Genomic DNA, 22,622 nt, shown 5'->3' on the forward strand with positions numbered 1-22,622 from the left:
AATACCATTAAATTTGCTCACTAAAAAACATTTAATGTAAAAATTGCTTACTTTTATTTTTATATTTGCTTTCTTTTTGCTTTTTTTGGGCATTATATGTCTTTTGTAAAATGTTGAATAAAGACTAGAATTTTTAAAATGAATCACGTAAATATAGGATTATCCTATTTTAAATAGCAAGATAAAAAGGTATGTGATCATGGGAAAACTCAATAAATCAGACCGGGAATGGCAAAGAGAGTTATCACCTGAGGAGTTTCGCATTACGCGCGAGAAGGGAACCGAGCCGGCATTTACTGGAAAATACTGGAATACCAAGCAAGATGGCACTTATGTATGTCGTTGCTGCGGCACGCCATTGTTCTCGTCGGAGACCAAGTATGACAGCGGCTGTGGCTGGCCAAGTTTCTACCGTCCTGTCAGCAGTTCGGTGGTAGAAGAATTACCTGATACTTCACACGGAATGGTCAGAACTGAGATTGTTTGTCATCATTGTGACGCACATTTAGGGCATGTTTTCCCGGATGGCCCAGAACCGACCGGTTTGCGTTATTGTGTCAACTCGGCTTCTTTGGACTTAGAAACACAAGAAAAAAATGATGAGGAAACCTATCCATGACTAACATTTATCAGTTCGAAGCTGAATTGTTAGATGGCAAAAGCAAGCCACTTGCAGATTATGAAGGCAAGGTGCTTTTGATCGTCAATACAGCGAGTAAGTGTGGTTTTACCCCACAGTTTTCAGGATTAGAAAAACTTTACGAAAAATATAAAGATCAAGGTCTGGAAATTTTGGGATTTCCATGTAACCAGTTTGGCGGCCAGGATCCGGGTTCCAATGAACAGATTGGTGAATTTTGCCAGAAGAATTACGGGGTATCTTTCCCGATGTTTTCCAAGGTGGATGTCAAAGGCCCTGAAGCGCACGCCATTTTTCGATATTTAACTAATAATTCCAAAGGTATTTTAGGCAATGGAATTAAATGGAATTTTACCAAGTTCCTGATCGGGCGTGATGGCAAGGTATTGAACCGTTTTGCTCCGACCACCAAGCCTGAAGATCTTGAGGATGAAATTGCCAAAGTGTTGTAAGACTCTGTGTTATTTTATCAGTATGAAATAAAAATAGAGCTCATCTAATGTTAATTAAAAAACCCACTTATCTAAAGTGGGTTTTTTAGTGATGACTTAAACTTAGAGAATGGCTTTCAGGCGTTGAATGACTTCTTCACATTGCGCCAGATCGGCTACGAGTGCTAAACGCACATGATTTTCACCCGGATTACCTTGTTCGGTATCGCGGGATAAATAACGACCCGGAAGAACTTTAATATGTGCTTCTTCCATCAAACGTTTGGCAAAGGCTTCATCATTGTCGACTTTTAACCAGTAATAGAAACCTGCATCCGGTTTTTTGAGTGGCAGCAGATGACCGAGTTCTTTCTGGAATAAATCAAACTTGGCACGGTATTGCACCCGGTTTTCTTCCACATGTGCTTCATCATCCCAGGCAGCAATTGAAGCTAACTGGTGCTGAACCGGCATCGCTGCGCCGTGGTAAGTACGGTATTGCAAATAAGGTTTTAACAGGCTGGCATCACCGGCAACAAAACCTGAACGCATGCCTGGGAGGTTAGAGCGTTTAGACAGTGAATGGAACACCACACAGTTTTTATAGTCATCCCGGCCGATTTCAGCACAAACTTCCAGTAAACCTACGGGTGCCTGATCAAACCAGAGTTCTGAATAACATTCATCTGAAGCAATCACAAAGTTGTATTGATCCGACAGGGCAATCAGTTTTTTAAACTGTTCTTTCGACAGCACTGCACCGGTTGGATTGCCCGGGGTACAGACAAATAGCAGTGCAGTTTTTTCCCAGACTTCTGCCGGAACAGCATCAAAGTCACCAAGGTAGTTATTTTCCTCAGTACAGTTGATGAAATAAGGTTTGGCCCCTGCGAGCAGTGTTGCGCCTTCATAAATCTGATAAAACGGATTTGGCATCACCACATAAGTTGCATCTTCACGATTCACCAAAGCCTGTACAAACGAGAAAATCGCTTCACGCGTACCGGAAACAGGCAGGATATTGCTGTCTGTACTAATGCTATTGAGCTTAAAACGGCGTGTCAGCCATTGGGCAATACTTTCGCGTAGCTCAGGCAGGCCTTTACTGTTTGGATAGGTCGATAAATGTTTAAAGTTATCAATAATCGCTTGTTTCACAAACTCCGGTGCAGGATGCTTTGGTTCACCAATCGACAGGGGAATTAAGGGCATATTTGCAGGCTGGATATCCGCAAAAAGCTGATTTAACTTTTCAAACGGATAAGGGTGCAGTAGAGACAAGCTAGAGTTCATGAATAAGTAACCGCGTTTTAATGTGAGTGTTGACTACAAACCTGATGAGAGGCTTCATCCAGTGCAGTTTTAAGTGCAGCTGCAAATTCAGCAGATTCTTCAGGTGTCATAGGGTTGCCATCTTTTTTGGTGACAAAAAATATGTCTTCGGCACGTTCGCCAAGTGTAGCAATTTTGGCAGAGTGGATATCCAGGCCTTGCATCATAAATAAACCACCGATTTTGGCAAGTAAACCAGGATGATCGAGAGTAGCGATTTCGACCATATTTTGATTCAAGGCAGGATTGATACTAATATCGACTGTATTTTCAATATCGAAATGACGTAATTGACGCGGAATCCGGCGCTGCATCAGGCCCGGATATTCATCAGAATGACTCAAGGCATCTTTCAGAGCTTCAATCACTGTGGCTTCGCGTTCCGGATCGGTCAATAAGGTACCAAAACGGTCCAGTACTACATAGGTATCCAGACTGAAGGCTTTAGTCGCTGTAATAATCCGTGCGTCTTGTACATCCAGATTCATACGATCCAGAATAGCCACGGTGGTGGCAAACAGGTTGGGTTGATCCTGCGTATAAATAAAGATCTGTACCGCATCCTGCGCATATTTACGGTGCGCCCGCATCAGCACCAGTGGGGCAGGATTATCGCCGTGTTGTAAAATGGCACGGGTATGCCAGGCAATTTCATCTGCTGTTTCTTTGAGGAAATAGTCATCACCAAGTTCCTGCCAGACTTTTTCTACTTCATCCAGTGAGAAGTCCTGAACCAGAAGTTCACTGGCTGCAAATTTAGTATCTTCAATCAGCATTTGATAATCAACCGGACGGCCCAGACCAGAACGGATTACGTCACGTGCCTGAGTATATAGTTGACGCATCAGCGAAGCGCGCCAGGTATTCCACAGCTTCGGATTGGTGGCGTTAATATCGGCGACTGTTAGGGTGTACAGATAGTCCAGATGTTCCATGTCACCCATTTTTTCGGCGAATTCTTTGACCACATCCGGATCGGAAATATCTTTTTTCTGGGCAGTCACCGACATCATCAGATGATTTTGGATCAGCCAGGCCACCAGATTACTTTCGCGTTCAGTAAAGCCATGGCTACGGCAGAATTTAATCGCGTCGCTGGCACCGAGTTCACTGTGGTCACCGCCACGACCTTTAGCAATATCATGGAAAATTGCTGCCAGATAGACTATGTCACGACGGGTCAGACGCTGAAACACTGAACTGACCACCGGAAATTCCTTGGCAAATTCAGGTTCTTTAAAGCGGTTTAAATTACGCAGCAGCAATAAGGTATGTGCATCGACCGTATAGATATGGAACAGGTCATATTGCATCAGTCCCAGAATCTGTCCAAAGGCCGGGATGTAATTTCCAAGCACACCATAACGCTTCATCGCGACCATAGTATCGTAGAGTCGATGCGGTGAACGGATAATCGCCATAAATAGCGCCTGATGCACCGGATTATCACGAAAATCCTGATCAATGCGTTTTCCAGCCAGGGTCAGCAGGCGTAAAGTACGCGCACGAATACCTTCGATCTCAGGACGATTGGCTAGTAAATAGAAAATTTCCAGAATTGCGTTTGGATTTTCCGAGAAAATCTTGTGATGCTGCACAGCCAGTTTGCCATCGACCAGTTTAAAGTTCTGGTTGATTTCTTCGATCTGGCGTTCATATTGCGGTAAACGTGGCGTAATGACCGATTCATTAAAATAGGCCAGCAGCATTTCGTTCAGCGTAGACACTTGCTGTGCACTGCGATAATAGCGCTTCATGAACTGTTCAATTGGATAGTTCGGATGATGCGCCTCTTCACGTACATAGCCAAATTTGGCAGCAATATCACGCTGATAATCGAACAATAAGCGGTTTTCATCGCGCTTGGTCAGGCGGTGCAGGTGATGACGGATTTCCCAGAGGAAACTTTCGGCTTCCTCAAGCACACCGAGTTCAAATTCTGAAATAAAACCGAGATGTACCAGATCATAAATGCGATTGACGCGGAAATGCCGTTTGGCAATCCAGCCAATCTGGTTGATATCACGGATGCCACCCGGCGCATTTTTAATATCCGGTTCCAGATTGCTTTCGGTATTGTTGTGCTGAGCATAGCGTTTATGCTGCTCATCCATCTTGGCATCAAAAAAAGTTTTGTCAGTCCAGGTACGTGACACGATACGACGTGGCCATCTACACAGGTTTTCATTGCCAATAATCAGGCGGGCTTCGATCAGGGTGGTGGCGACGGTCAGATCACTGCTGGCCTGATTGACACATTCATTGATGGTGCGGACACTGATACCGGGTTTGAAATTCCCCACGTCCCAAAGCGATGAAATGAATGTAGAAATCAGTTGTTCCTGTTCCGGGTTAATCTCGTCTTCTGACAAGATCATGATGTCGACATCAGAATAAGGCAGCATTTCACGACGGCCATAGCCTCCGACTGCAAACAGGGCCAAATCAGTTTGATCCAGTTCGGCATGCTGCCAGAGAAACTGCAATGCTTCATCAATCAGGTTGGAACGCGCCAGAATAATATCCCGAATCGACTGGCCATTTTCAAAACTTTCCTGAAGCTGATTTTCGACATCACTGCGCCATTGATTGATGGCTTTAATGTCATGGTTGCTTTTAGCGTAATTCAGCAGTGGATGGGTGTTGATCATGTACAGTCGTCCGTTGGTATTTTAGCTTAGTTTTGGTTGACGCTAACTTGGTTGGCGACCTGGAGGGCCAGTTCACGTGCCTGTTCAATAGTTTCTGCACGTGCCGTGGCAACGCCCATACGACGACGTTTAAAACCTTCTGGTTTACCAAACAGGCGCAAATCGGTATTGCCGTCTGCTAAAGCAAGATTCAGGCCAGAAAATGAAAGATTACGGCCATCTACTCCAGCATAAATTACCGCACTGGCAGCCACACTATGTCGTGCAGTATTCACCGGCAAGCCTAAAATAGCACGTGCATGCAGCTCAAATTCACTTTGAAATTGGGAGGCTAAAGTCACCAGTCCAGTATCGTGTGGACGCGGAGAAACCTCACTAAACCATACTTTGTCGCCTTTTACAAAGAGTTCTACACCAAAGATTCCGCAACCACCAAGTGCTGTGGTGACCTTGTTGGCAATACGCTTGGATTCTTCCAGCGCGGCTGGAGTCATCGGTTGAGGCTGCCAGCTTTCCACATAATCACCTGAGTCCTGACGATGTCCGATCGGGTCGCAATAAGACGTTTCGATTTCGCCGGTTTCTGGATTTTTTGCACGAACAGTCAATAAGGTAATTTCAAAATCAAAGTCAATTTGTGATTCTACAATCACAGTACCCTGATTGACCCGGCCACCGGTTTGCGCATATTCCCAGGCAGCATCGACTTCATCAAAACGGGTAACACGAGACTGACCTTTGCCTGAAGATGACATCACCGGTTTCACAAAGTTTGGATAGCCGACATCGTCACAGGCCGCGCGGAAGGATTCTAAACTGTCGGCAAAACGGTAAGCTGAAGTTGGCAGACCGAGTTCTTCCGCAGCCAGACGACGAATACCTTCACGGTTCATGGTCAGATTGACGGCTTTAGCAGAAGGAATGACTGTAGCAATGTTCTGGGCTTCTATTTCAAGCAGAACTTCGGTCGCAATCGCTTCAATTTCAGGAACAATTAAATGTGGCTGGATTTGATTGATGAGTTGTTTGAGTTCTACAGCATCTGCCATATTCAAGGTATAGGAATAATGCGCAACCTGCATGGCAGGGGCATGATCATAACGGTCAGCAGCATGAACTTCGACTCCAAGGCGTTGTAGTGAAATCACCACTTCCTTGCCCAGTTCACCAGAACCCAATAATAGAACTTTATAGGCAGAAGATTGAAGGGGAGTACCAATAGTCACGCTCATGTGGATCATCCATGGTTGATTTTATGGACTTTTAGCATAGCAGAACTGAGCCGACAGTTAAGCCAAGATTCATACAAAATTGTGATATTGACCAACAGTTTTATTTATAAAGTTTTTCTAGATTTTAATAAGGAGGCGCTGTCATTTTCACATCGCTGTCAGACTGCGTTTGCAGAAGATAAATCTCGCTTTGAGACTTGAGCTTTTCTATTTGTGCAACTTGTTCAGTATTGATATTTAGCATCTTTAACAGACGTAATGTACGAACATGCAGGAAATACGCATAGGGCAATACAAAAGGCAGTACAAAGCACAGCAAAAATAACAGTAGCCCAAAAACTGTGAATTGAATGCAGTCTCGCAAGATGGTGGTGAGCTGGAACTGATCTGCTGAAAAGGCGGTAGCTGAAAAAAGAATAAAAAGGAGCGCAAATAAACCAGCAAAAATTTTTAGAATATTCGGCAGGACACGATGTCTGAAGCTCCATTTACCTAAAATCAATGTCAAAGGATGAAGATGCAGCACGTATTGGCTCTGATTAAGCATAGCAATAATTTGATGGGTGCTATTCTTTTTAATATAAACCACCCGAACTTGATCTGCTGGTTGAGCATGTATTTCGACAAAATGTCCGGTAAAATTTTGAGCATTGATAAAACATTCAAAATATTGTGCCGGCACTTCATGTCGATGGAATACGGTTAACATTTCATCGCGCCGATGATGAATAAAGATTTTGCCTTCAATCACCTGTTTGACCTCAAACATGCGCATCCTTCCTTGTTTTTATTGTTATATAAAAAAGACCTATACTATGAGTTTAGCATAAGTCTTTGTTTCAATTGATCAACTAGTTAAAGCTTAAAAGGGTACTGCAACATAGGTGTAAACCAACCCATAGGTCAGTGCTGCGGTCAGTGTCGCCATCACGATCCGTTTAAACTTAAAGTACAAAGCCGTGAGCACAATAAAGCCAACCAGCATCGCAAAACTTTTATTCGGTGTTTCTAATAAAGGCGGCAGGGTAGCAACTACCAACATGGAGCTGATCGCAGCGATGCCAATTGAACCCAAGGCAATTTTTAGCCACAACGCTCCGCGTTTTTGCGAACCTTGCTGAAATTTTTGAATGACAAAAAACGGACCAAAGCGCGAGGCAAAATTGGCGATTCCGACTAAAATTCCGACCAGAATAATCTCTAGATTCATGCTTGATCTCCTGCGTGTTCAGGATCTGGCTGCTTCAAAATATAGTGCTTAAACAAGCCGGCGAAAATACCAGAACTGATACCGATAAAGATCGCGGCAGACAGGTCGATAAAATAACAGGCAATCGCAGACACCAGAATTGTGACAGCTACAACAAAAGTATGTTTTTTCTCAAAAGCGGCTAACAAGAAGCTCAGGAACAGCGCAGGTAACAAGAAATCCAGCGCAGCCTGTAAGAATTGCGGCAGGTTACTGACCTGATCGGCAAACAATCCACCGAGGAAAGATCCGAGTGCCCAGGACATCCAGCTAAACAGGCTTAAACCGAGCATCCAGGATTCTGACCATTCCTGTCGCCGTTGCGAGAGCTTGATCATGCCGGAGGCAAAAACTTCATCGGTCAAACCCCAAGACCAGATTGCCGTTTTCTTTAAATTCAGCCGGTCTTGAATCAGATTTTGTAACGCAGGGCCATAAAGCAGATGACGAATGTCTAAGGCAATCACGGTTAATGCCGTCATCCAGATAGATGTACCACTGCCTAAGAGCGCAACTACCAGGAACTGGCTGGCACCTGCATACATCGAACAGGACAGGAACAGTGCTTCCCAAGCGGTAAAGCCAAACTGAGTAGCTGACACACCAAAAGCAAACGACACCGGTAAATAAGTGAAGATAATCGCTTGGCTATCTTTTGCACCTTGCCAGAAGCCAGCAGGTTGCGTAGCGAGTTGATTCGGTTCAGACACGACACACCTTGAAGGAGAGTTGAACGATGGGTCAAATGAAGATTGTGTATTCTACGTGAATTTAATAGCATAGTGCCGAAATGTTTAAATTGGCGAGCCTGATATGTGGATGTTCAAGACACGTGCGATGCTGACTGCTGCTTTAATAAGCACGGCAATATTGTTACAAGCGTGTGGGAATGACAGTCAATCGACTGATAAGCCAGAAATTAAACCGGCACCTAAATTGACTAATGATGCGACGACTTATGCCAATGCCGCATGGCAACTGATCAATGAAGTGGATCCACTGGTCTATAATAAAGAAGTGGATCAGCTGGAAACACAGGTACGTCAACCAGCACGTAAATTGAGTACAGACTGGCGTATTAATGTCAAAATGACCGATTCGGTGACCGAAGGCAAATATGCTCTGTGTCGTAAAGCTTTGACCAGTCTGGAAATCTGGGCGCGGACGACCATGGAAAATGGCAACAGCCTGCAACAAAAACAGGCGGATTATGAGCGGGATAAACTGCAATGTCAGAATGCCATTGCCCATCCTGCACTCGGAAATACCGATCCTAAGCAAAAAGGTACTGCAATTGCCAATATGCAATAAACCTTTGCCCATTTAAATGTACTTATAAAAAGCCAGTCTGAATGACTGGCTTTTTTAGCAAAATAAACTTTAAAAATAGGGCATCCACACATGTTCTAATAAAAGCACCATGACACCGCAGATCAGCAGGGTGCTGCCAATCATGCGTTGAATCAGCATACGTGTAGACATGGCAGATCTCCTCAAAGATTTAAAGTGCGTTTAACGCTTCCAGATAACGACGATTTACTTCTTTCCAGTTCACGACATTGAAAAAAGCTGAGATATATTCCGGACGACGGTTTTGATACTGTAAATAATAGGCATGTTCCCAGACATCCAGACCTAAAAGGGGAATATTGCGATGCATCAGCGGAGAATCCTGATTGGCGCTACTTTCTACAATAAGCGTTTGATCTGGCGCCATACTTAACCAGGCCCAACCACTACCAAAACGGCTAAGCGCTGCTTGGGTAAACGCTTCTTTAAATGCCTCGAATCCTCCTAATTCATGTTCGATCGCTTTGGCAATTTCAGCTTCGGGATGACCACCGCCGTCTGGACTCATCACTGTCCAGAACAGGGAATGATTGGCATGTCCACCGGCATTGTTGGTCACGTTCTGTTTGAGTTGCTCGGGCACTTCATTGAATTTGCTAATTAATGCTTCGACTGATAAATCTTCCCACTCTGTACCCGCGATTCCTGCATTGATATTATTGATATAGGTTTGATGATGCTTGTTATGATGAATTTCCATAGTCTTGCTATCGATATGAGGCTCTAGCGCATCATAAGCATAAGGCAGTGCAGGCAAGGTGTAGCTCATTGGCAGGATTCCTTTGTAAGAATGGAATTAGGTTATTTTTCATTAGATTTAAGATACGCTCTAATTTAATATTTATATATGAGAATAGTTATCATTATTGTTAATATGTGTTGATCTTATGCGCTTTCAGAAAGGTTGTTATACGTATGAATCCTCTTTTTAAAAGTAATAAAAAAAGCCCCCAAGAAGGGAGCTTTTTCAAACAGCAACGACTTAAACGTTAAAACGGAAGTGTAAAACATCGCCATCCTGAACGATGTAAGTTTTACCTTCTAGACGCCATTTACCTGCTTCTTTCGCACCGGCTTCGCCGTTGTACTGCACGAAATCATCATAAGCGATACATTCTGCACGGATAAAGCCTTTTTCAAAGTCGGTATGAATCACGCCTGCTGCCTGTGGTGCAGTTGCGCCAACTTTTACGGTCCAGGCACGAACTTCTTGCACGCCCGCGGTGAAGTAAGTTTGTAGGCCCAGTAATGAATAACCTGCACGAATTACAACGTTTAAACCCGGTTCTTCCATGCCCATTGCTTCAAGGAATTCAGCACGGTCTTCATCTTCAAGCAATGAAATTTCAGCTTCAATCTGGTTGCAAAGTGGAACCACAATCGCATTTTCTTCAGCGGCCAATTTTCGCACTGCATCTAAATGCGGGTTGTTTTCAAAACCGTCTTCAGCAACGTTAGCAATGTACATCGTTGGTTTAAGCGTCATTAAACCAAAGCCACGAACCAGCTTGCGTTCGTCATCATCTAGGTCCGCTGCGCGAGCCGGTTTACCTTCATCCAGTAAAGGCTGGATTTTTTCCAGAACTGCTTTAGTAGCTAGCGCTTCTTTGTCGCCACCCTTAGCAGATTTAGTCAAACGCGTAATCGCTTTGGCTACAGCATCCAAGTCTGCAAGCGCAAGTTCGGTATTAATCGTAGCAATGTCATCTAGTGGATCAATACGACCATTCACATGAATCACGTTTTCATCTTCAAAACAACGCACAACGTGAGCAATTGCATCAGTTTCACGAATGTTGGCCAGGAACTGGTTACCCAAGCCTTCACCCTTAGAAGCACCTGCTACCAGACCTGCGATGTCTACAAACTCCATAGAAGTCGGAATAACACGTTGCGGTTTAACAATTGCAGTCAATTTGTCTAAACGTGGATCAGGAACAGGTACAATTCCGGTGTTTGGTTCGATCGTACAGAAAGGGAAGTTTTCTGCAGCAATAGCAGCTTTGGTTAAGGCATTGAAAAGTGTAGATTTACCAACGTTCGGCAAGCCGACAATACCGCAATTAAAACCCATGAAATAACTCACAAAAGCGTTATATAAAAATTGCCCCCGATTTTACATGAAAGCATGACTAAAGTCAGGTCATGTGCTTGTGGTTTATTGCAATCAAATGCTTCTGGCGACCTAAAATGACTCGCTGAGCTTTCCGGGATGTGTAGTGAGTCCACCAACCATAGAGGAATAATCAGCCAGTATTTTACTTTTGAATAAAAATCACATTGTTTTTCTAAAAGTGAGTGACTAAAGTATCTGAATAAAACAGCGGCCTACACGCCCTGATCCAATAACGATAAACATGGAGCATACATGCGAACTTTATACCAGTTTCCTTTATCTCACTTTTGCGAAAAAGCACGTTGGATGCTGGACCATAAAGAGCTGTACTATGTTGCTCACAATCTGATACCCGGGGTACACCGCGCTTTTGCCCGCCTGAAAACAGGCCAGAATCGTCTGCCTATTTTGCGTGATCAGGATCGATGGATCGCAGATTCCACCCAGATTGCTCTGTATTTGGATGATACTTATCCAGAACATCGTTTACTGCACGCAGAAGGGTATTTTCGAAATAAAGCTTTAGAAATTAATGAAATTACTTTGGAATTGGGTCGTCATGTCCGTCGCTGGATGCTCTCTCAAGCACTGACTTCTGATCATGAATCTCTGGATATTTTAATTGGTGAGCAGGGTTATCTGCGCCAGTTTGAAAAATTTTCTAAACCTTTGTTGAAAGCGATGGTGGCCAAGGGTTATGCATTGAATGAGGAAACTGTGGCGGAATCCAAACAGCATATTGATGTTGCGGTACAGCAGCTCAATCAGATGCTGGTCAGCCAAGGTGGGCATTATTTTGTCGGAAATCGTTTAGGTCTGGCGGATATTGCAGTCTGTTCCATGTTGGCACCGCTTTTGGCGATTCCAGGTACGCCGTGGGAAAAAGAAAATTTTGAAACCTTGTCCGAAGAATATCGTGACTATCAGCAGTATTTGAATGAGCTACCACTGGGTGAATATATTTGTCGTATTTACCGAACCGAACGCAATGCACGGGTAGACTGGCGTGGTATATAAGTTTAAACGCTACTTTCAAAATTAAAAAACGCGCATGAAGCGCGTTTTTTTGATGAGATTATGATTAACCCCAAGGATTAGTCTGGTCGATATCAATATTTTTAGTAAAATTATTGAGGAGTGAACCAAAATCAAATCCGGATGAAGAACCGCCACTGCCAATATTCTGAATCGTATCTTTAATGCCCGGCAGGAGAGCAGACAGGTCAATATTGGAATCAGTCGTACCCACACCTTGGACAAGATCACCGAGGTCAGGCAATTCAATCGAAGAGCCATTACCCACCAACAGACCAACACCTTCGGCAATACTGCCTAAGTCAAAGCCGTTTGAAGCAGAAGAAATACCTTCGATCATACCACCCAAATCCAGATCGCTACCGAGATTCAGATTACCCAATAACCCACCTAAGTCTATGCCATTTGAACCATTCGCGATTAGACCGCTCAGTAAGTCAGTGAAGCCACCGACATCAAAACCACCCGTTGCATTTCCGCCTACAAAGCCGCTAATTAAATCGGTAATAGCACCAAGATCAAAATCACTGCCTGCATTGCCACCAATTAACCCCCCCACCAGACCTGCAATTGCTCCAATATCTATATCACCTAAACCGCCAGAACCACCGATCAGGCCGCTAACCAACTGAGCGATTTGTGCAATATCAATCTCGCCATTGCCACCGATCAGGTTGCTGACCAGACCTGCGATTGCACCAATATCTACACCGCCCAATCCGCCAGAACCACCGATCAATTCAGCAATTTGCGCGATATCAATCTCACCATTACCGCCAATCAGGCCACCAACAAGCTGAGCGATTTGCGCGATATCAATCTCACCATTACCGCCAATCAGGCCACCAACAAGCTGAGCGATTTGCGCGATATCAATCTCGCCATTCCCGCCAATCAGGTTGCCGACTAGACTAGCAATCGCACTGATATCAATATTGCTTGAACCGCCGATCAGGCCACCGACCAGTTCAGAAATTTTACCAATATCAATATTGCCCGTACTGCCGCCCAATAAGCCGCCTACCAGTTGAGAAATAGCCTCAAGATCCAGGCTGCTGCTATTGCTCCCCATTAAGCTCTTTAATAAGTTGGTGACCTGGGTAATATTAAAGCTACCACCATTGGTTTGGGTTAAGCTACTGATCAGGCTTTGAATATTTAAACTTGAGGCATTCGAACCAGAAAATTGAGTTAATAAATTGCTGAGATTTGTCGTACTCAGGCTGCTTCCAGAAAGGAGATTATTTAATAATGAGCTGACTGAAGGTTGAGTATTGGATCCGGTGAGATTGCCAATAAGATTGGTGAGGGTACCTGATGTCGTTCCACCGAATAAGCCGCCCAATAAGCTCTTCGTTTTGGGTTTCGACGGTTAAAACAGGACTCACTTTTGTTTTTATCAAGCTTAAAAGTTTAGAAGCCATGACCGTTCCTTGTGTAATATTTTTGAAATGCGCTATTTTTGTTTTTAAAGCGCCTTTGTTTTAATCTATTTCTATACACTTGTAAAAGATGGACGGTTAAGTCGTGTAGGGGCTGACAGGAATAGCCTATCTGTTGCCATGTTTACCCAATTTAAATAATTTAAAAATAAAGATTTAATCAAAAATACCATTGGTCATGTTTTTAATTTATGCGATTAACGGTCATTTAAACCCTCCTGAAAACCGTATTTATAAAATGAAATCCCATTTGGGAAAAAATTTCAGAATATGAAAATTTTGTGAAAAATAAATAAATATTGTATAACAGAGATGGCGCAAAATTTTCTGCATCTATTGATTATTGATATAAGAGTATAAAAATGGAACTGGATCGTTTCGATAAACATATTCTAGAAATATTGACCCATGAAGATGTCAATCTGAATGAACTGTCCGAGCGGGTGAATTTATCTGTCAGTTCGGTGCATCGTAGGATCAAACACTTAATCGATCATAATATTATCAGTGGCTTAAAACGTGAAATCAATTACCAAAAATTAGGTTTCAGTCTGCATGTGCTGTTGCAGGTATCCTTAAGCAAACATGATAGCGATACTTTTGCCAAATTTCTGGAAGAACTGGAAAGTATTCCCGAAGTAATTAATGCCTTTTTGGTCACCGGTCAGTCGGCAGACTTTATTGTTGAAGTCGTGGCAAGAGATATGGAAAATTATAGTGAAATCCTGCTTAAGCGGATTGGAAAAATTGAGCATGTGGTGGCACTGCATTCCAGCTTTGTCATTAAAGAATATAATGTCTTTAACTGTAGCGGATTACTCAATAAAGTTTAATCAAAGCTAGGGTGGTCGACAGCCACAAAAAAACGCACCCTAAGGTGCGTTTTTTGAATCAGTGACAGTTAAGCATCAAGTTCTGCTAAAACAGCATCTGAGAATTCAACGTTGGTATATACGTTCTGTACATCATCCAGATCTTCAAGCATATCAATCATTTTCATGATTTTTTTCGCTTGATCGATGTCGGTGATTTCTGCTTTGGTTGAAGGACTCATCACCACTTCAGCATTGTCAGATTTTAAACCTGCAGCAGTTAAAGCATCTTGAACATCACCGAAAGCTTCAGGTGTAGTAATCACCAGGATTTCATCTTCAGTGACTTCGATGTCTTCCGCACCTGCTTCTAATGCCACTTCCATGATTTGATCTTCCAAAGAAACATCTTCAAAAGTAATCTCGCCACGTTTCGTGAACAGGAATGCCACCGAACCGTTAGTGCCTAGGTTACCATCAGTTTTAGAGAAGCAATGACGTACGTCAGGCACAGTACGGTTCAAGTTGTCAGTCATGGTTTCAACAATAACCGCAACACCACCTACACCATAACCTTCGTAGGTCACTTCTTTCAGGTCGTCGTTATCTTCGCCACCAGCACCACGTTGAATGGCACGGTTGATCACGTCACGTGTCATATTCACTGATAATGCTTTTTCAACCACAGCACGTAGACGAGGGTTGCTTGCAGTATCTGGACCACCAAGCTTTGCAGCAGTGGTTAATTCACGAATGTATTTGGTAAAAACTTTACCACGACTCGCATCTTGTTTTGCTTTGCGATGCTTAATATTGGCCCACTTGGAATGACCCGCCATGCGAACTATGCTCCTTGTAGATTGGCTGTATGCCTATCAGAATGCCGAAATTCTACCATAAGCGTTTTTTTAAAAAAAAGTGCCTGGATTTGAGATTTCAGGATAAAAACAAAAAAAGTGCAATATCGAGGAAAAATAGAAAGAGGATAGGGAGATTTATAATTCTATTTATACATTGATATAGACAGATGACTTGGACATAAAAAGCAAAATCGCTGATTATGTCCGTGCTTTTCTTTTAAAAAGCTTACTCTGGTATAACGATATCCAGACCAACCTTATCTTTATACAGTTGTTTGATCAAAGCCAGGTCATGCGCAAGGTCTGTCGGATAGATCTTGCCAAGAATGCCACCTTGCTTGGTTCTGGAATTGGCGTATAACAACACGATCGGTACATTGGCAGCCTTGGCAATATGCCAGAAACCGGTACGGATCGGTTTGCGTGCTTCACCCTGTTTGGCTCGTGTCGCTTCGGGAGCAATGACCAGATTGAACTTTTCATTGTTCTGAAAATGTTCCACCATCTGGGTCACGATATCTTTACTGGCCTTGCGGTCAACCGGAATACCACCAACAGCGTTTAATAGCGGTTTGAAAGGTCCTTTAAATAATTCTTTTTTGATTAAGGTATGAACCTTGAGGTCGTAAATCTGGAACAGAGCAATTGACAGTACCGCATCCATCATTGAGGTATGTTCAAATCCAATAATAACCTGTTTATCTTCAAGCACATCTGGTTCGACATGATATTGCCAACCTGCAAGTTTAAATGCAGATTCGCCAAGGAATTTATTTAGCATAAGCACAGATAAGTAAAAGCTGTATGTAGAGAACTGCATAATTTCATCTTGTTCGCCCATACAGTCAATAGGCTTTCCAATAAAATCAGCGAATAATGTAAAAATCTATGATTTATTCATCTTTTTAAGCTGCAAGATTAAGAGTTAATATATATAAATAAAATAATATTAATATCTTAAAAATATTAGTAGATACAAAAAAAGTCTTAAAATGATGAAAAAATGACTATCCAGAGCACACTTTAGTTATTAGACTTTTGTCGAAGAAGAAGACTGATACAGGTCTTTTCTATTTTCTTATTCTTTCTACTCTGAGATTGAAAAGTATGACGTACATGACAGCCTTCGTAGTCTCCTTATTGATTTTTGCGCTTATAATTGTATGGTCTTTGATCGAAATTAAGCGGGATTTACATAAAGACGAAGAAATGAAGTCTGAATTCTAGTCATTCTATCTTCTTGAGCTCAAGGCTATTCCTTTAACAGTGCTGCCTGAGCAATAAAGAATTTTAATACCTTATAGATATACTAAGACCTTAAATCTATCAGTTTTACCCTTAGTAGACCGGATTAAATTCAAGATGACAGGCTCATTTGTCTTAAATGATGCAGCATGTATCTCATTTTTCTATACGCCTCCTATACTGAAGTCTTAAGTAACTGAAATTTTGGCTAAGACTAGTCGCTTATGATTGCTGCCTAAATGTTCAAGCAGTTATAAAAGCACTTGTCTTTCCAAAAAATCTTAGCTAGTATTCATGACGCCTGAACTTATTGATAAATAAAGTTTTCAGCATATAGGGCCTATAGCTCAGTTGGTTAGAGCAGCGGACTCATAATCCGTTGGTCGACAGTTCAAGTCTGTCTGGGCCCACCATATAAAATAACCCCTTACGTGCATTAATCATAAGGGGTTTTTTGTTTTTGGATATTATGAAATCTGAAGTAAGCAATTCACTTAATTGATCGTCGTTCTTATCTCGAAGGACTTAAAATGGGTTGCCTCCACTGATAATGAACTTTTCTAGTTTGCCTTTCAATAAAGATTCTTCGTTACCAGCTTAATAAAAAAGCATCTCCCTCAGATATTACTTTTGTTATCTAAATTCCATAAACATCCTCTTTAATCAAAAAAAAAGTTCATATTTATGAAATAATTGTGATGTAGTTCAAAGAATATCTGCAAAAAAAATTGAAAAGTAGATGAAATGCATTTTACAACTGAAAAAATTATGCTAATTAATATGAGATGATTTTTTAGTCAAAAATCATGATGTTTCAGGACGGAATATCTTAAGAAGCGTATTAAAAAAATGATTAAACAGGAGTTTCAATGATGCTTCAGCTTTTAAGAAAATTGTTTTGTTTGCATATTTATGAATATGAGCAAATGCAAGAAATCGGGGAACACAGGGAGTGTCGTAAGTGCGGTACGAATAAGGACTAAAGTTTTTGCAAGAAAAGTGAGCAATGGCTCACTTTTTTATGCTTGTTATGGGCTAATTTCCGTTAAAATTAAAGGGAAATTTCATCACGATGAACAGGCATATGAGTAAAGATTTTCATGCAGATACCTATATCGTCGACAGCAACCTGGCAGATACGCTGCACTGGCTCAGCCTGCATCAAGATAGTTATGACTCCTTTAGCTATGATGCAGTCACGCAAGCGCTGATGGTGCATCATGCCAATGGAGTAGATCAAATCCGAGTCGGAGATTATCTGAATGCCCGTTATGGCATTTTAATTACTGCACATAACTTTTCTGCGAGTTCATCAACTTAAACAGTGATTAGCTTGCCATTGCATCTGTAGCCAGACTGCGAACACTTGGTTTTGGCTGTTCTGCAACTAAACCTAATTTTGCAAAAAGTTGCTGATCTCGACCTTGGGATGTATTAGGGGTCGTCAGCAGTTTTTCACCAGAGAAAATAGAATTGGCACCAGCCATAAATGCCAAAGCCTGATCCGAATCGCTTAAGGATTCACGCCCTGCAGAAAGGCGAATATAGCTTTTAGGCATCAACAAGCGGGCTACGGCAATGGTACGAATCCATTCAATCACATCCAGTTTTTCTACATCTGCCATCGGTGTGCCTTCAATCGGCACCAACATATTAATTGGCACAGATTCAGGATGGATTGCCAGAGTTGCAAGCTCATATAACAAACCAATCCGGTCATCACGACTTTCGCCCAGACCCACAATACCGCCACTACAGACTTTCATACCAGCTTGACGCACATGATCCAGAGTATCCAGACGATCATCAAAGCTACGCGTGCTGATGATATGTGAATAGTATTCACGAGAAGTGTCCAGATTATGGTTGTAATAATCCAGTCCTGCATCTTTCAAGCGTTCAGCCTGTGATCCATTTAGCATCCCCAGTGTCATGCAGGTTTCCAGACCGAGTGCTTTAACTTCACGTACCATTTCCAGCACATAAGGCATATCGCGTTCATGCGGGTTGCGCCATGCAGCCCCCATACAAAAGCGTGAACTGCCTGATGCCAGCGCCTGTTTGGCTTCCTGAATCACTTTATCGACTGCAATGCGTTTTTCAGCTTCCAGTTTGGAATCATAATGCGCTGATTGTGAACAGTATTTACAGTCTTCAGGACATTTACCGGTTTTAATCGAAAGCAGGGTGCTCACCTGAACGGTATTCGCAGTGAAATGTTCACGATAAACCTGTTGCGCCTGGAACACTAAATCGATTAAAGGCTGTTGATATAGAGCTTGTATTTCTTCACGTGACCAATCATTACGTACCGCATCACTACTGTTCATCTCTTTCCCTATCTGTGCTTATTTATCATTCGGTTCATCTTAATAAAAATAAGCTTTTGCTTCATTAGCAAAATATGACCTTATATAAATGACAAAGCCCACACGAGGTGAGCTTTGTTTTTTCAGTTGCCAGATTATTTATTACTGTGATTTCCATGAATATCCTGGCCATGCAGATCACTACGGTGCTGCTTGTTAAACACGCGCTGATCCTGTTCATGCTGATTGTTTTTTGGGGAATTAATCGGGCCATGTTGCGGCTGCTGCTGTTGTTGCTTCTGCTGGTCATGCTGAAGCTGCTCCAGCAGTTCTTGATTTGGATTTTTTGATGACATCATCTTTCCTCCACTTCATTTCTGACTATTTTTATTTATGCCATAGTCTGAAACATGGGTGTGTAAGGCTTTTAAGTGAAACTGTGACGCTAGGTAAAGATGGAAAATTAACTGGATTTTGCCAGTTGTTCTTGAATAGCCCAATCGATATGTACCTGCACAATTTCATCATGTTGATTACGCTGTTGCTGAAGGGCCGGAATAATCTGCCCATCAAAGGGTGCATTGCCCAAACCAATGGCGATATTGCGCATAAAGCTTTGATAACCCGTACGACGCATCGGACTGCCTTCAGTCGCACTTAAAAAGGTAGCTTCATCCCATTGCCATAAATCCAGTAAACTCATCTGATCCAGACCATGACGCGGATGAAAATCCTCTATCGAGGTGACTTGGGCAAAACTGTTCCAGGGACAAATCAGTTGGCAGTCATCACAACCAAAAACACGGTTGCCAATTCCGCGTCGTAAATCTTCTGGAATAATGCCTTTATATTCGATCGTCAGATAGGCGATACAGCGTCGTGCATCCAGCATGTACGGTTCGACAATCGCTTGAGTCGGACAGATGTCGATACAGGCGGTACAGGAGCCACAATGTTTCGTCGCAGGTTCATCAAAGGGCAGTTCGAGTGAAGTAAACAGTTCACCCAAAACAAAGAATGAGCCTGATGTTTTATGAATCAGCAAGGTATGTTTGCCTGTCCAGCCCATACCGGCACTTTCAGCCAGCGATTTTTCAAAAATGGGCGCAGAATCGGCAAATGGGCGTGATTCAAAATCACCTATTTTTTCCCGGATTTTTGTCGCCAAGGTTTTCAGGCGACCCCGCATGGTTTTATGATAATCCCGGCCACGAGCATAACGCGCGATAATGGCAGAGTTGGGTGCATAAGGGATATAACGTGGTTCTGGTGCGTCGACCAGATAATCCATACGCACACAGATAATGCTATGTGTGCCGGGAACCAGTAAGGCGGGATTGGCACGTTTTTCCAGATTCTCTTCCAGAAACTTCATGTCACCATGATAACCACGATCCAGATATTCCTGTAAGCGTGCTAATTCTGCTTGAGCATCTGGTTTGGCAATGACACAATCAGAAAAACCCAATTCTAAAGCCTGCGCTTTAATCCATGCTTTTAGCTCGGCTGGATCTTGTTGATAAACTTTAATTTGCGCTTGAGAATCGGGAGTTGCCATAAACCAAAGACAGAGAATAAGAAATGCAGCAACAAGTTTACCATAGCCGTGATCTACAAGCATGGGAGCAGCGCTGGTTTCAACAGCAAAATAGTTCCTACGGTTTAATGCAACAAGTCGCCTGGGGGATTAGTCAGCGGCTGATCACTTTATTTTCCCAGCAAAAAATAAAAAAAATCGCGGTCTGCTGTGGTCAGGGTAATAATGCCGGCGATGGCTATCTTGTGGCCAAATATCTCAAACAGGCGGGCTTCAGTGTTGATATTTATGCAGTTGAGTTGGGTAATTCCAAAGATTTAGCATCGGCTGTGCAGGAAGCTCAGCAAGCTGGCTTGCAGCCTTATTCGCATTTTGATTTTCAATCTGAATGTGAGGTCTATATCGATGCATTATTCGGAATTGGTCTGAACCGTCAGCTGGACTTTGACTGGCAAAATGTTATTCAAACGATCAATCAGCAAACTGGATTAAAAATCTCAATTGATATTCCGAGTGGATTGGATGCCAATACCGGCCAGCCTTTGCCTGTTGCGATTAAAGCTGACTACACTTTCACGGGTTTAGGGCTTAAGGCAGGACTTTTTACCGGACAAGGCATAGAATATGCGGGCAAGATCGAACTGATTTCTGCTATCCCGACAGATACTGAGCTTCAACCAATTGCTTGTCTTTCATCACATCAGATTCAATTGCCGAAGCGTGAAGCCTTTGGTCATAAAGGCAGTTATGGTCATGTCTTGGTTGTAGGTGGTCATGCCGATATGGGGGGGGCAGTGATCATGGCAGCAGAGGCAGCATTTGCTGCAGGAGCAGGTAAAGTGACGATCATCTGTGATGCAAAACATCATACTGCGATTTTGTCACGTGCACCGAATATCATGCTGCGTGATATCAATCTCTTAACTCAGGAGCAACGCCAAGCACTGATTCAGCAGGTCGATGCAGTGTGTTTTGGCATGGGGTTAGGTCGTGATCCTTGGGCAAAAGCGCAATACGAAATCTGGTTTGAACTGATTCAGCAATCTGATCTGGAGGTTGTTTTGGATGCGGATGCCTTATGGTTTCTGGCCAAGCAGCCTCAAGTTTTGAATTCCCAGACTTATGCGACTCCGCATCCTGGGGAAGCAGCCACATTACTGGCATGTAGCACTGCGGAAGTTGAAATGGATCGGATTGCAGCCATTCATGCACTGCAACAAAAATATCAGGGACAGTGGGTGCTAAAAGGTTCAGGCAGTCTGATTCTGGAAGAAAAGCTTTACATCTGTGATGCCGGGAATGCCGGTATGGGCACTGGCGGAATGGGGGATGTGCTGGCCGGCATGATTGCCAGTCTAAAGGCGCAATTTGCGCAAAAAATTTATTTGCATGAAATTGTGACGCTGCATGCACTTGCAGGTGATGAACTGGCCAAAAATGGCGAACGTGGCTTGCAGGCACAGGATATGAAACATGCGATTTATCAGGTCGTGAATCGCTAAGGAGAATAGTGTGCCAGTCATCAAACTGAATATTTCAGGCCAAGTTCAAGGAGTCGGATACCGTTACTGGTTTGCCGAGCAGGCTCAGGCGCTTGGACTGAAAGGATATGTGAAGAACTTGAGCACAGGTGAGGTGGAGGCCGTTATTGCTGGAACAGACTCCCAACTTCAGGAAATGATTACACGAAGTTGGAAAGGGCCTGCTCGTGCAATCGTACAAGCGGTTATTCAAGAGTATCTGGAATCTGAGCTAGATGCTCAAGACTTTATAATATTGCGTTAAACCTTATCGACGACGGCTACTGACGCGACTCCGGCCGCGTGCCATACCACCCAACGCATTCAATACCGCCATTTTACTCATACTGCCTGAGGCGTGGGCATGACAAATAGCAGCAGCTAAAGCATCGGCGGCATCCTGCTGCGGTTTGATGCTGAGTTTTAGAATATTCATTACCATCATCTGCACCTGTTCTTTATCCGCAGCGCCATAACCCACTACCGACTGCTTGATCTGGCGCGCAGTATATTCAGCGACTTTCAAATCCAGATTGACCAGTGCCGCAACAGCAGCACCACGGGCCTGACCGAGTTTTAAGGCAGAATCCGGATTTTGTGCCATAAAGACCTGTTCTACCGCAGCTTCAGTGGGACCATAAAATTTTACAATGCGCTCCACGCCGGCAAAGATCCGTTTTAAACGTTCAGGCATTTCTGTCGTTTCTGTTCTGATGGTGCCGGCATCAACAAAAGTCAGTTTGGAGCCGTCTTTTTCGATAATTCCGTAACCGGTTAAACGAGAACCGGGGTCAATCCCAATAATTAATGACATGCCCGCACTTTAAAAATAGAATAATGCCCATATTGTTACATAAGCGT

22 protein-coding genes, 1 tRNA gene and 1 pseudogene are annotated in these 22,622 nt (G+C 43.0%); 9 read left to right on the forward strand and 15 right to left on the reverse strand.

Annotated features, from left to right (window positions below; genetic code table 11):
* Positions 1-199: 199 nt before the first annotated feature.
* Together msrB and Q9R24_RS06410 are read left to right on the forward strand one after the other, a co-directional pair.
* Positions 200-619, forward strand: coding sequence for a peptide-methionine (R)-S-oxide reductase MsrB (gene msrB, locus Q9R24_RS06405; RefSeq protein ID WP_004645533.1), 420 nt, complete (start codon positions 200-202; stop codon positions 617-619).
* Positions 616-1,092, forward strand: coding sequence for a glutathione peroxidase (locus Q9R24_RS06410; protein WP_004278946.1), 477 nt, complete (start codon positions 616-618; stop codon positions 1,090-1,092). The genes msrB and Q9R24_RS06410 overlap by 4 nt, the downstream gene beginning before the upstream one ends.
* Before the next feature lie 102 nt (positions 1,093-1,194).
* Here Q9R24_RS06410 and dapC read toward each other — a convergent pair whose 3' ends face one another.
* The 6 genes from dapC to Q9R24_RS06440 all read right to left on the reverse strand — a co-directional run bounded on the left by dapC (position 1,195) and on the right by Q9R24_RS06440 (position 8,245).
* Complete coding sequence (gene dapC, locus Q9R24_RS06415; RefSeq protein WP_311203904.1) at positions 1,195-2,364, reverse strand: succinyldiaminopimelate transaminase; 1,170 nt, start codon at positions 2,362-2,364, stop codon at positions 1,195-1,197.
* Positions 2,365-2,381: 17 nt separating this feature from the next.
* Positions 2,382-5,054 (reverse strand): [protein-PII] uridylyltransferase, encoded by a 2,673-nt coding sequence (glnD, locus tag Q9R24_RS06420; protein ID WP_311203903.1) that lies wholly within the window; start codon positions 5,052-5,054, stop codon positions 2,382-2,384.
* Between the two features lie 26 nt (positions 5,055-5,080).
* Positions 5,081-6,295 (reverse strand): formate-dependent phosphoribosylglycinamide formyltransferase, encoded by a 1,215-nt coding sequence (gene purT / locus Q9R24_RS06425; protein ID WP_171057027.1) that lies wholly within the window; start codon positions 6,293-6,295, stop codon positions 5,081-5,083.
* Between the two features lie 115 nt (positions 6,296-6,410).
* Positions 6,411-7,055 (reverse strand): hypothetical protein, encoded by a 645-nt coding sequence (locus tag Q9R24_RS06430; protein WP_311203902.1) that lies wholly within the window; start codon positions 7,053-7,055, stop codon positions 6,411-6,413.
* A 93-nt stretch (positions 7,056-7,148) separates the two neighbouring features.
* A complete protein-coding gene (gene ygaH / locus Q9R24_RS06435) occupies positions 7,149-7,496 on the reverse strand; it encodes an L-valine transporter subunit YgaH (RefSeq protein ID WP_224217193.1) in 348 nt (115 codons plus the stop codon).
* Complete coding sequence (locus tag Q9R24_RS06440) at positions 7,493-8,245, reverse strand: AzlC family ABC transporter permease (protein ID WP_004278940.1); 753 nt, start codon at positions 8,243-8,245, stop codon at positions 7,493-7,495. The genes ygaH and Q9R24_RS06440 overlap by 4 nt, the downstream gene beginning before the upstream one ends.
* 103 nt (positions 8,246-8,348) lie before the next feature.
* Here Q9R24_RS06440 and Q9R24_RS06445 point away from each other — a divergent pair, with 103 nt between their 5' ends.
* On the forward strand, positions 8,349-8,846 hold the full coding sequence (locus Q9R24_RS06445; RefSeq protein WP_005106524.1) for a hypothetical protein: 498 nt from the start codon (positions 8,349-8,351) through the stop codon (positions 8,844-8,846).
* Between the two features lie 190 nt (positions 8,847-9,036).
* Here Q9R24_RS06445 and Q9R24_RS06450 read toward each other — a convergent pair whose 3' ends face one another.
* Entirely contained in the window at positions 9,037-9,654 is a 618-nt protein-coding gene (locus tag Q9R24_RS06450; RefSeq protein ID WP_311203901.1) for a superoxide dismutase, read from the reverse strand.
* Between the two features lie 213 nt (positions 9,655-9,867).
* On the reverse strand, positions 9,868-10,959 hold the full coding sequence (gene ychF / locus Q9R24_RS06455) for a redox-regulated ATPase YchF (protein ID WP_004645523.1): 1,092 nt from the start codon (positions 10,957-10,959) through the stop codon (positions 9,868-9,870).
* A 294-nt stretch (positions 10,960-11,253) separates the two neighbouring features.
* On the opposite strand from ychF, the gene Q9R24_RS06460 reads away from it, so the two are divergent.
* A complete protein-coding gene (locus Q9R24_RS06460) occupies positions 11,254-12,018 on the forward strand; it encodes a glutathione S-transferase family protein (RefSeq protein WP_219309031.1) in 765 nt (254 codons plus the stop codon).
* 64 nt (positions 12,019-12,082) lie between these two features.
* Here Q9R24_RS06460 and Q9R24_RS06465 read toward each other — a convergent pair.
* Positions 12,083-13,460: pseudogene (locus Q9R24_RS06465) on the reverse strand (hypothetical protein).
* A 380-nt stretch (positions 13,461-13,840) separates the two neighbouring features.
* Between Q9R24_RS06465 and Q9R24_RS06470 the strand changes: the two are divergent.
* Entirely contained in the window at positions 13,841-14,311 is a 471-nt protein-coding gene (locus Q9R24_RS06470) for an Lrp/AsnC family transcriptional regulator (RefSeq protein ID WP_004645518.1), read from the forward strand.
* A 68-nt stretch (positions 14,312-14,379) separates the two neighbouring features.
* On the opposite strand, the gene Q9R24_RS06475 is transcribed toward Q9R24_RS06470, so the two are convergent.
* Both Q9R24_RS06475 and Q9R24_RS06480 read right to left on the reverse strand, forming a co-directional pair.
* Positions 14,380-15,129 carry a YebC/PmpR family DNA-binding transcriptional regulator gene (locus Q9R24_RS06475; RefSeq protein WP_004731522.1) on the reverse strand — a complete coding sequence of 250 codons (750 nt, stop codon included), beginning with the start codon at positions 15,127-15,129 and terminating at the stop codon, positions 14,380-14,382.
* A gap of 247 nt (positions 15,130-15,376) precedes the next feature.
* Complete coding sequence (locus Q9R24_RS06480) at positions 15,377-15,931, reverse strand: 1-acyl-sn-glycerol-3-phosphate acyltransferase (RefSeq protein WP_026056524.1); 555 nt, start codon at positions 15,929-15,931, stop codon at positions 15,377-15,379.
* Between the two features lie 800 nt (positions 15,932-16,731).
* Between Q9R24_RS06480 and Q9R24_RS06485 the strand changes: the two genes are divergently transcribed.
* Positions 16,732-16,808, forward strand: a tRNA-Ile gene (locus Q9R24_RS06485).
* A 671-nt stretch (positions 16,809-17,479) separates the two neighbouring features.
* Positions 17,480-17,716, forward strand: coding sequence for a hypothetical protein (locus tag Q9R24_RS06490; RefSeq protein ID WP_034438286.1), 237 nt, complete (start codon positions 17,480-17,482; stop codon positions 17,714-17,716).
* Between the two features lie 7 nt (positions 17,717-17,723).
* On the opposite strand, the gene bioB is transcribed toward Q9R24_RS06490, so the two are convergent.
* The 3 genes from bioB to queG form a co-directional block, all read right to left on the reverse strand.
* Complete coding sequence (gene bioB / locus Q9R24_RS06495; RefSeq protein WP_311203900.1) at positions 17,724-18,725, reverse strand: biotin synthase BioB; 1,002 nt, start codon at positions 18,723-18,725, stop codon at positions 17,724-17,726.
* Between the two features lie 134 nt (positions 18,726-18,859).
* Entirely contained in the window at positions 18,860-19,063 is a 204-nt protein-coding gene (locus Q9R24_RS06500; RefSeq protein WP_004278929.1) for a hypothetical protein, read from the reverse strand.
* Positions 19,064-19,167: 104 nt separating this feature from the next.
* Positions 19,168-20,262 (reverse strand): tRNA epoxyqueuosine(34) reductase QueG, encoded by a 1,095-nt coding sequence (gene queG / locus Q9R24_RS06505; protein WP_311203899.1) that lies wholly within the window; start codon positions 20,260-20,262, stop codon positions 19,168-19,170.
* Positions 20,263-20,285: 23 nt separating this feature from the next.
* Here queG and Q9R24_RS06510 point away from each other — a divergent pair, with 23 nt between their 5' ends.
* Complete coding sequence (locus Q9R24_RS06510; protein WP_311203898.1) at positions 20,286-21,743, forward strand: NAD(P)H-hydrate dehydratase; 1,458 nt, start codon at positions 20,286-20,288, stop codon at positions 21,741-21,743.
* A gap of 10 nt (positions 21,744-21,753) precedes the next feature.
* On the forward strand, positions 21,754-22,026 hold the full coding sequence (locus Q9R24_RS06515; protein WP_004278926.1) for an acylphosphatase: 273 nt from the start codon (positions 21,754-21,756) through the stop codon (positions 22,024-22,026).
* Positions 22,027-22,029: 3 nt separating this feature from the next.
* Here Q9R24_RS06515 and ruvC read toward each other — a convergent pair whose 3' ends face one another.
* Complete coding sequence (ruvC, locus tag Q9R24_RS06520; RefSeq protein ID WP_004278925.1) at positions 22,030-22,575, reverse strand: crossover junction endodeoxyribonuclease RuvC; 546 nt, start codon at positions 22,573-22,575, stop codon at positions 22,030-22,032.
* Positions 22,576-22,622: the final 47 nt, after the last annotated feature.

The sequence above is a fragment of the Acinetobacter sp. RRD8 genome, from assembly GCF_031844225.1.
GTDB lineage: Bacteria > Pseudomonadota > Gammaproteobacteria > Pseudomonadales > Moraxellaceae > Acinetobacter.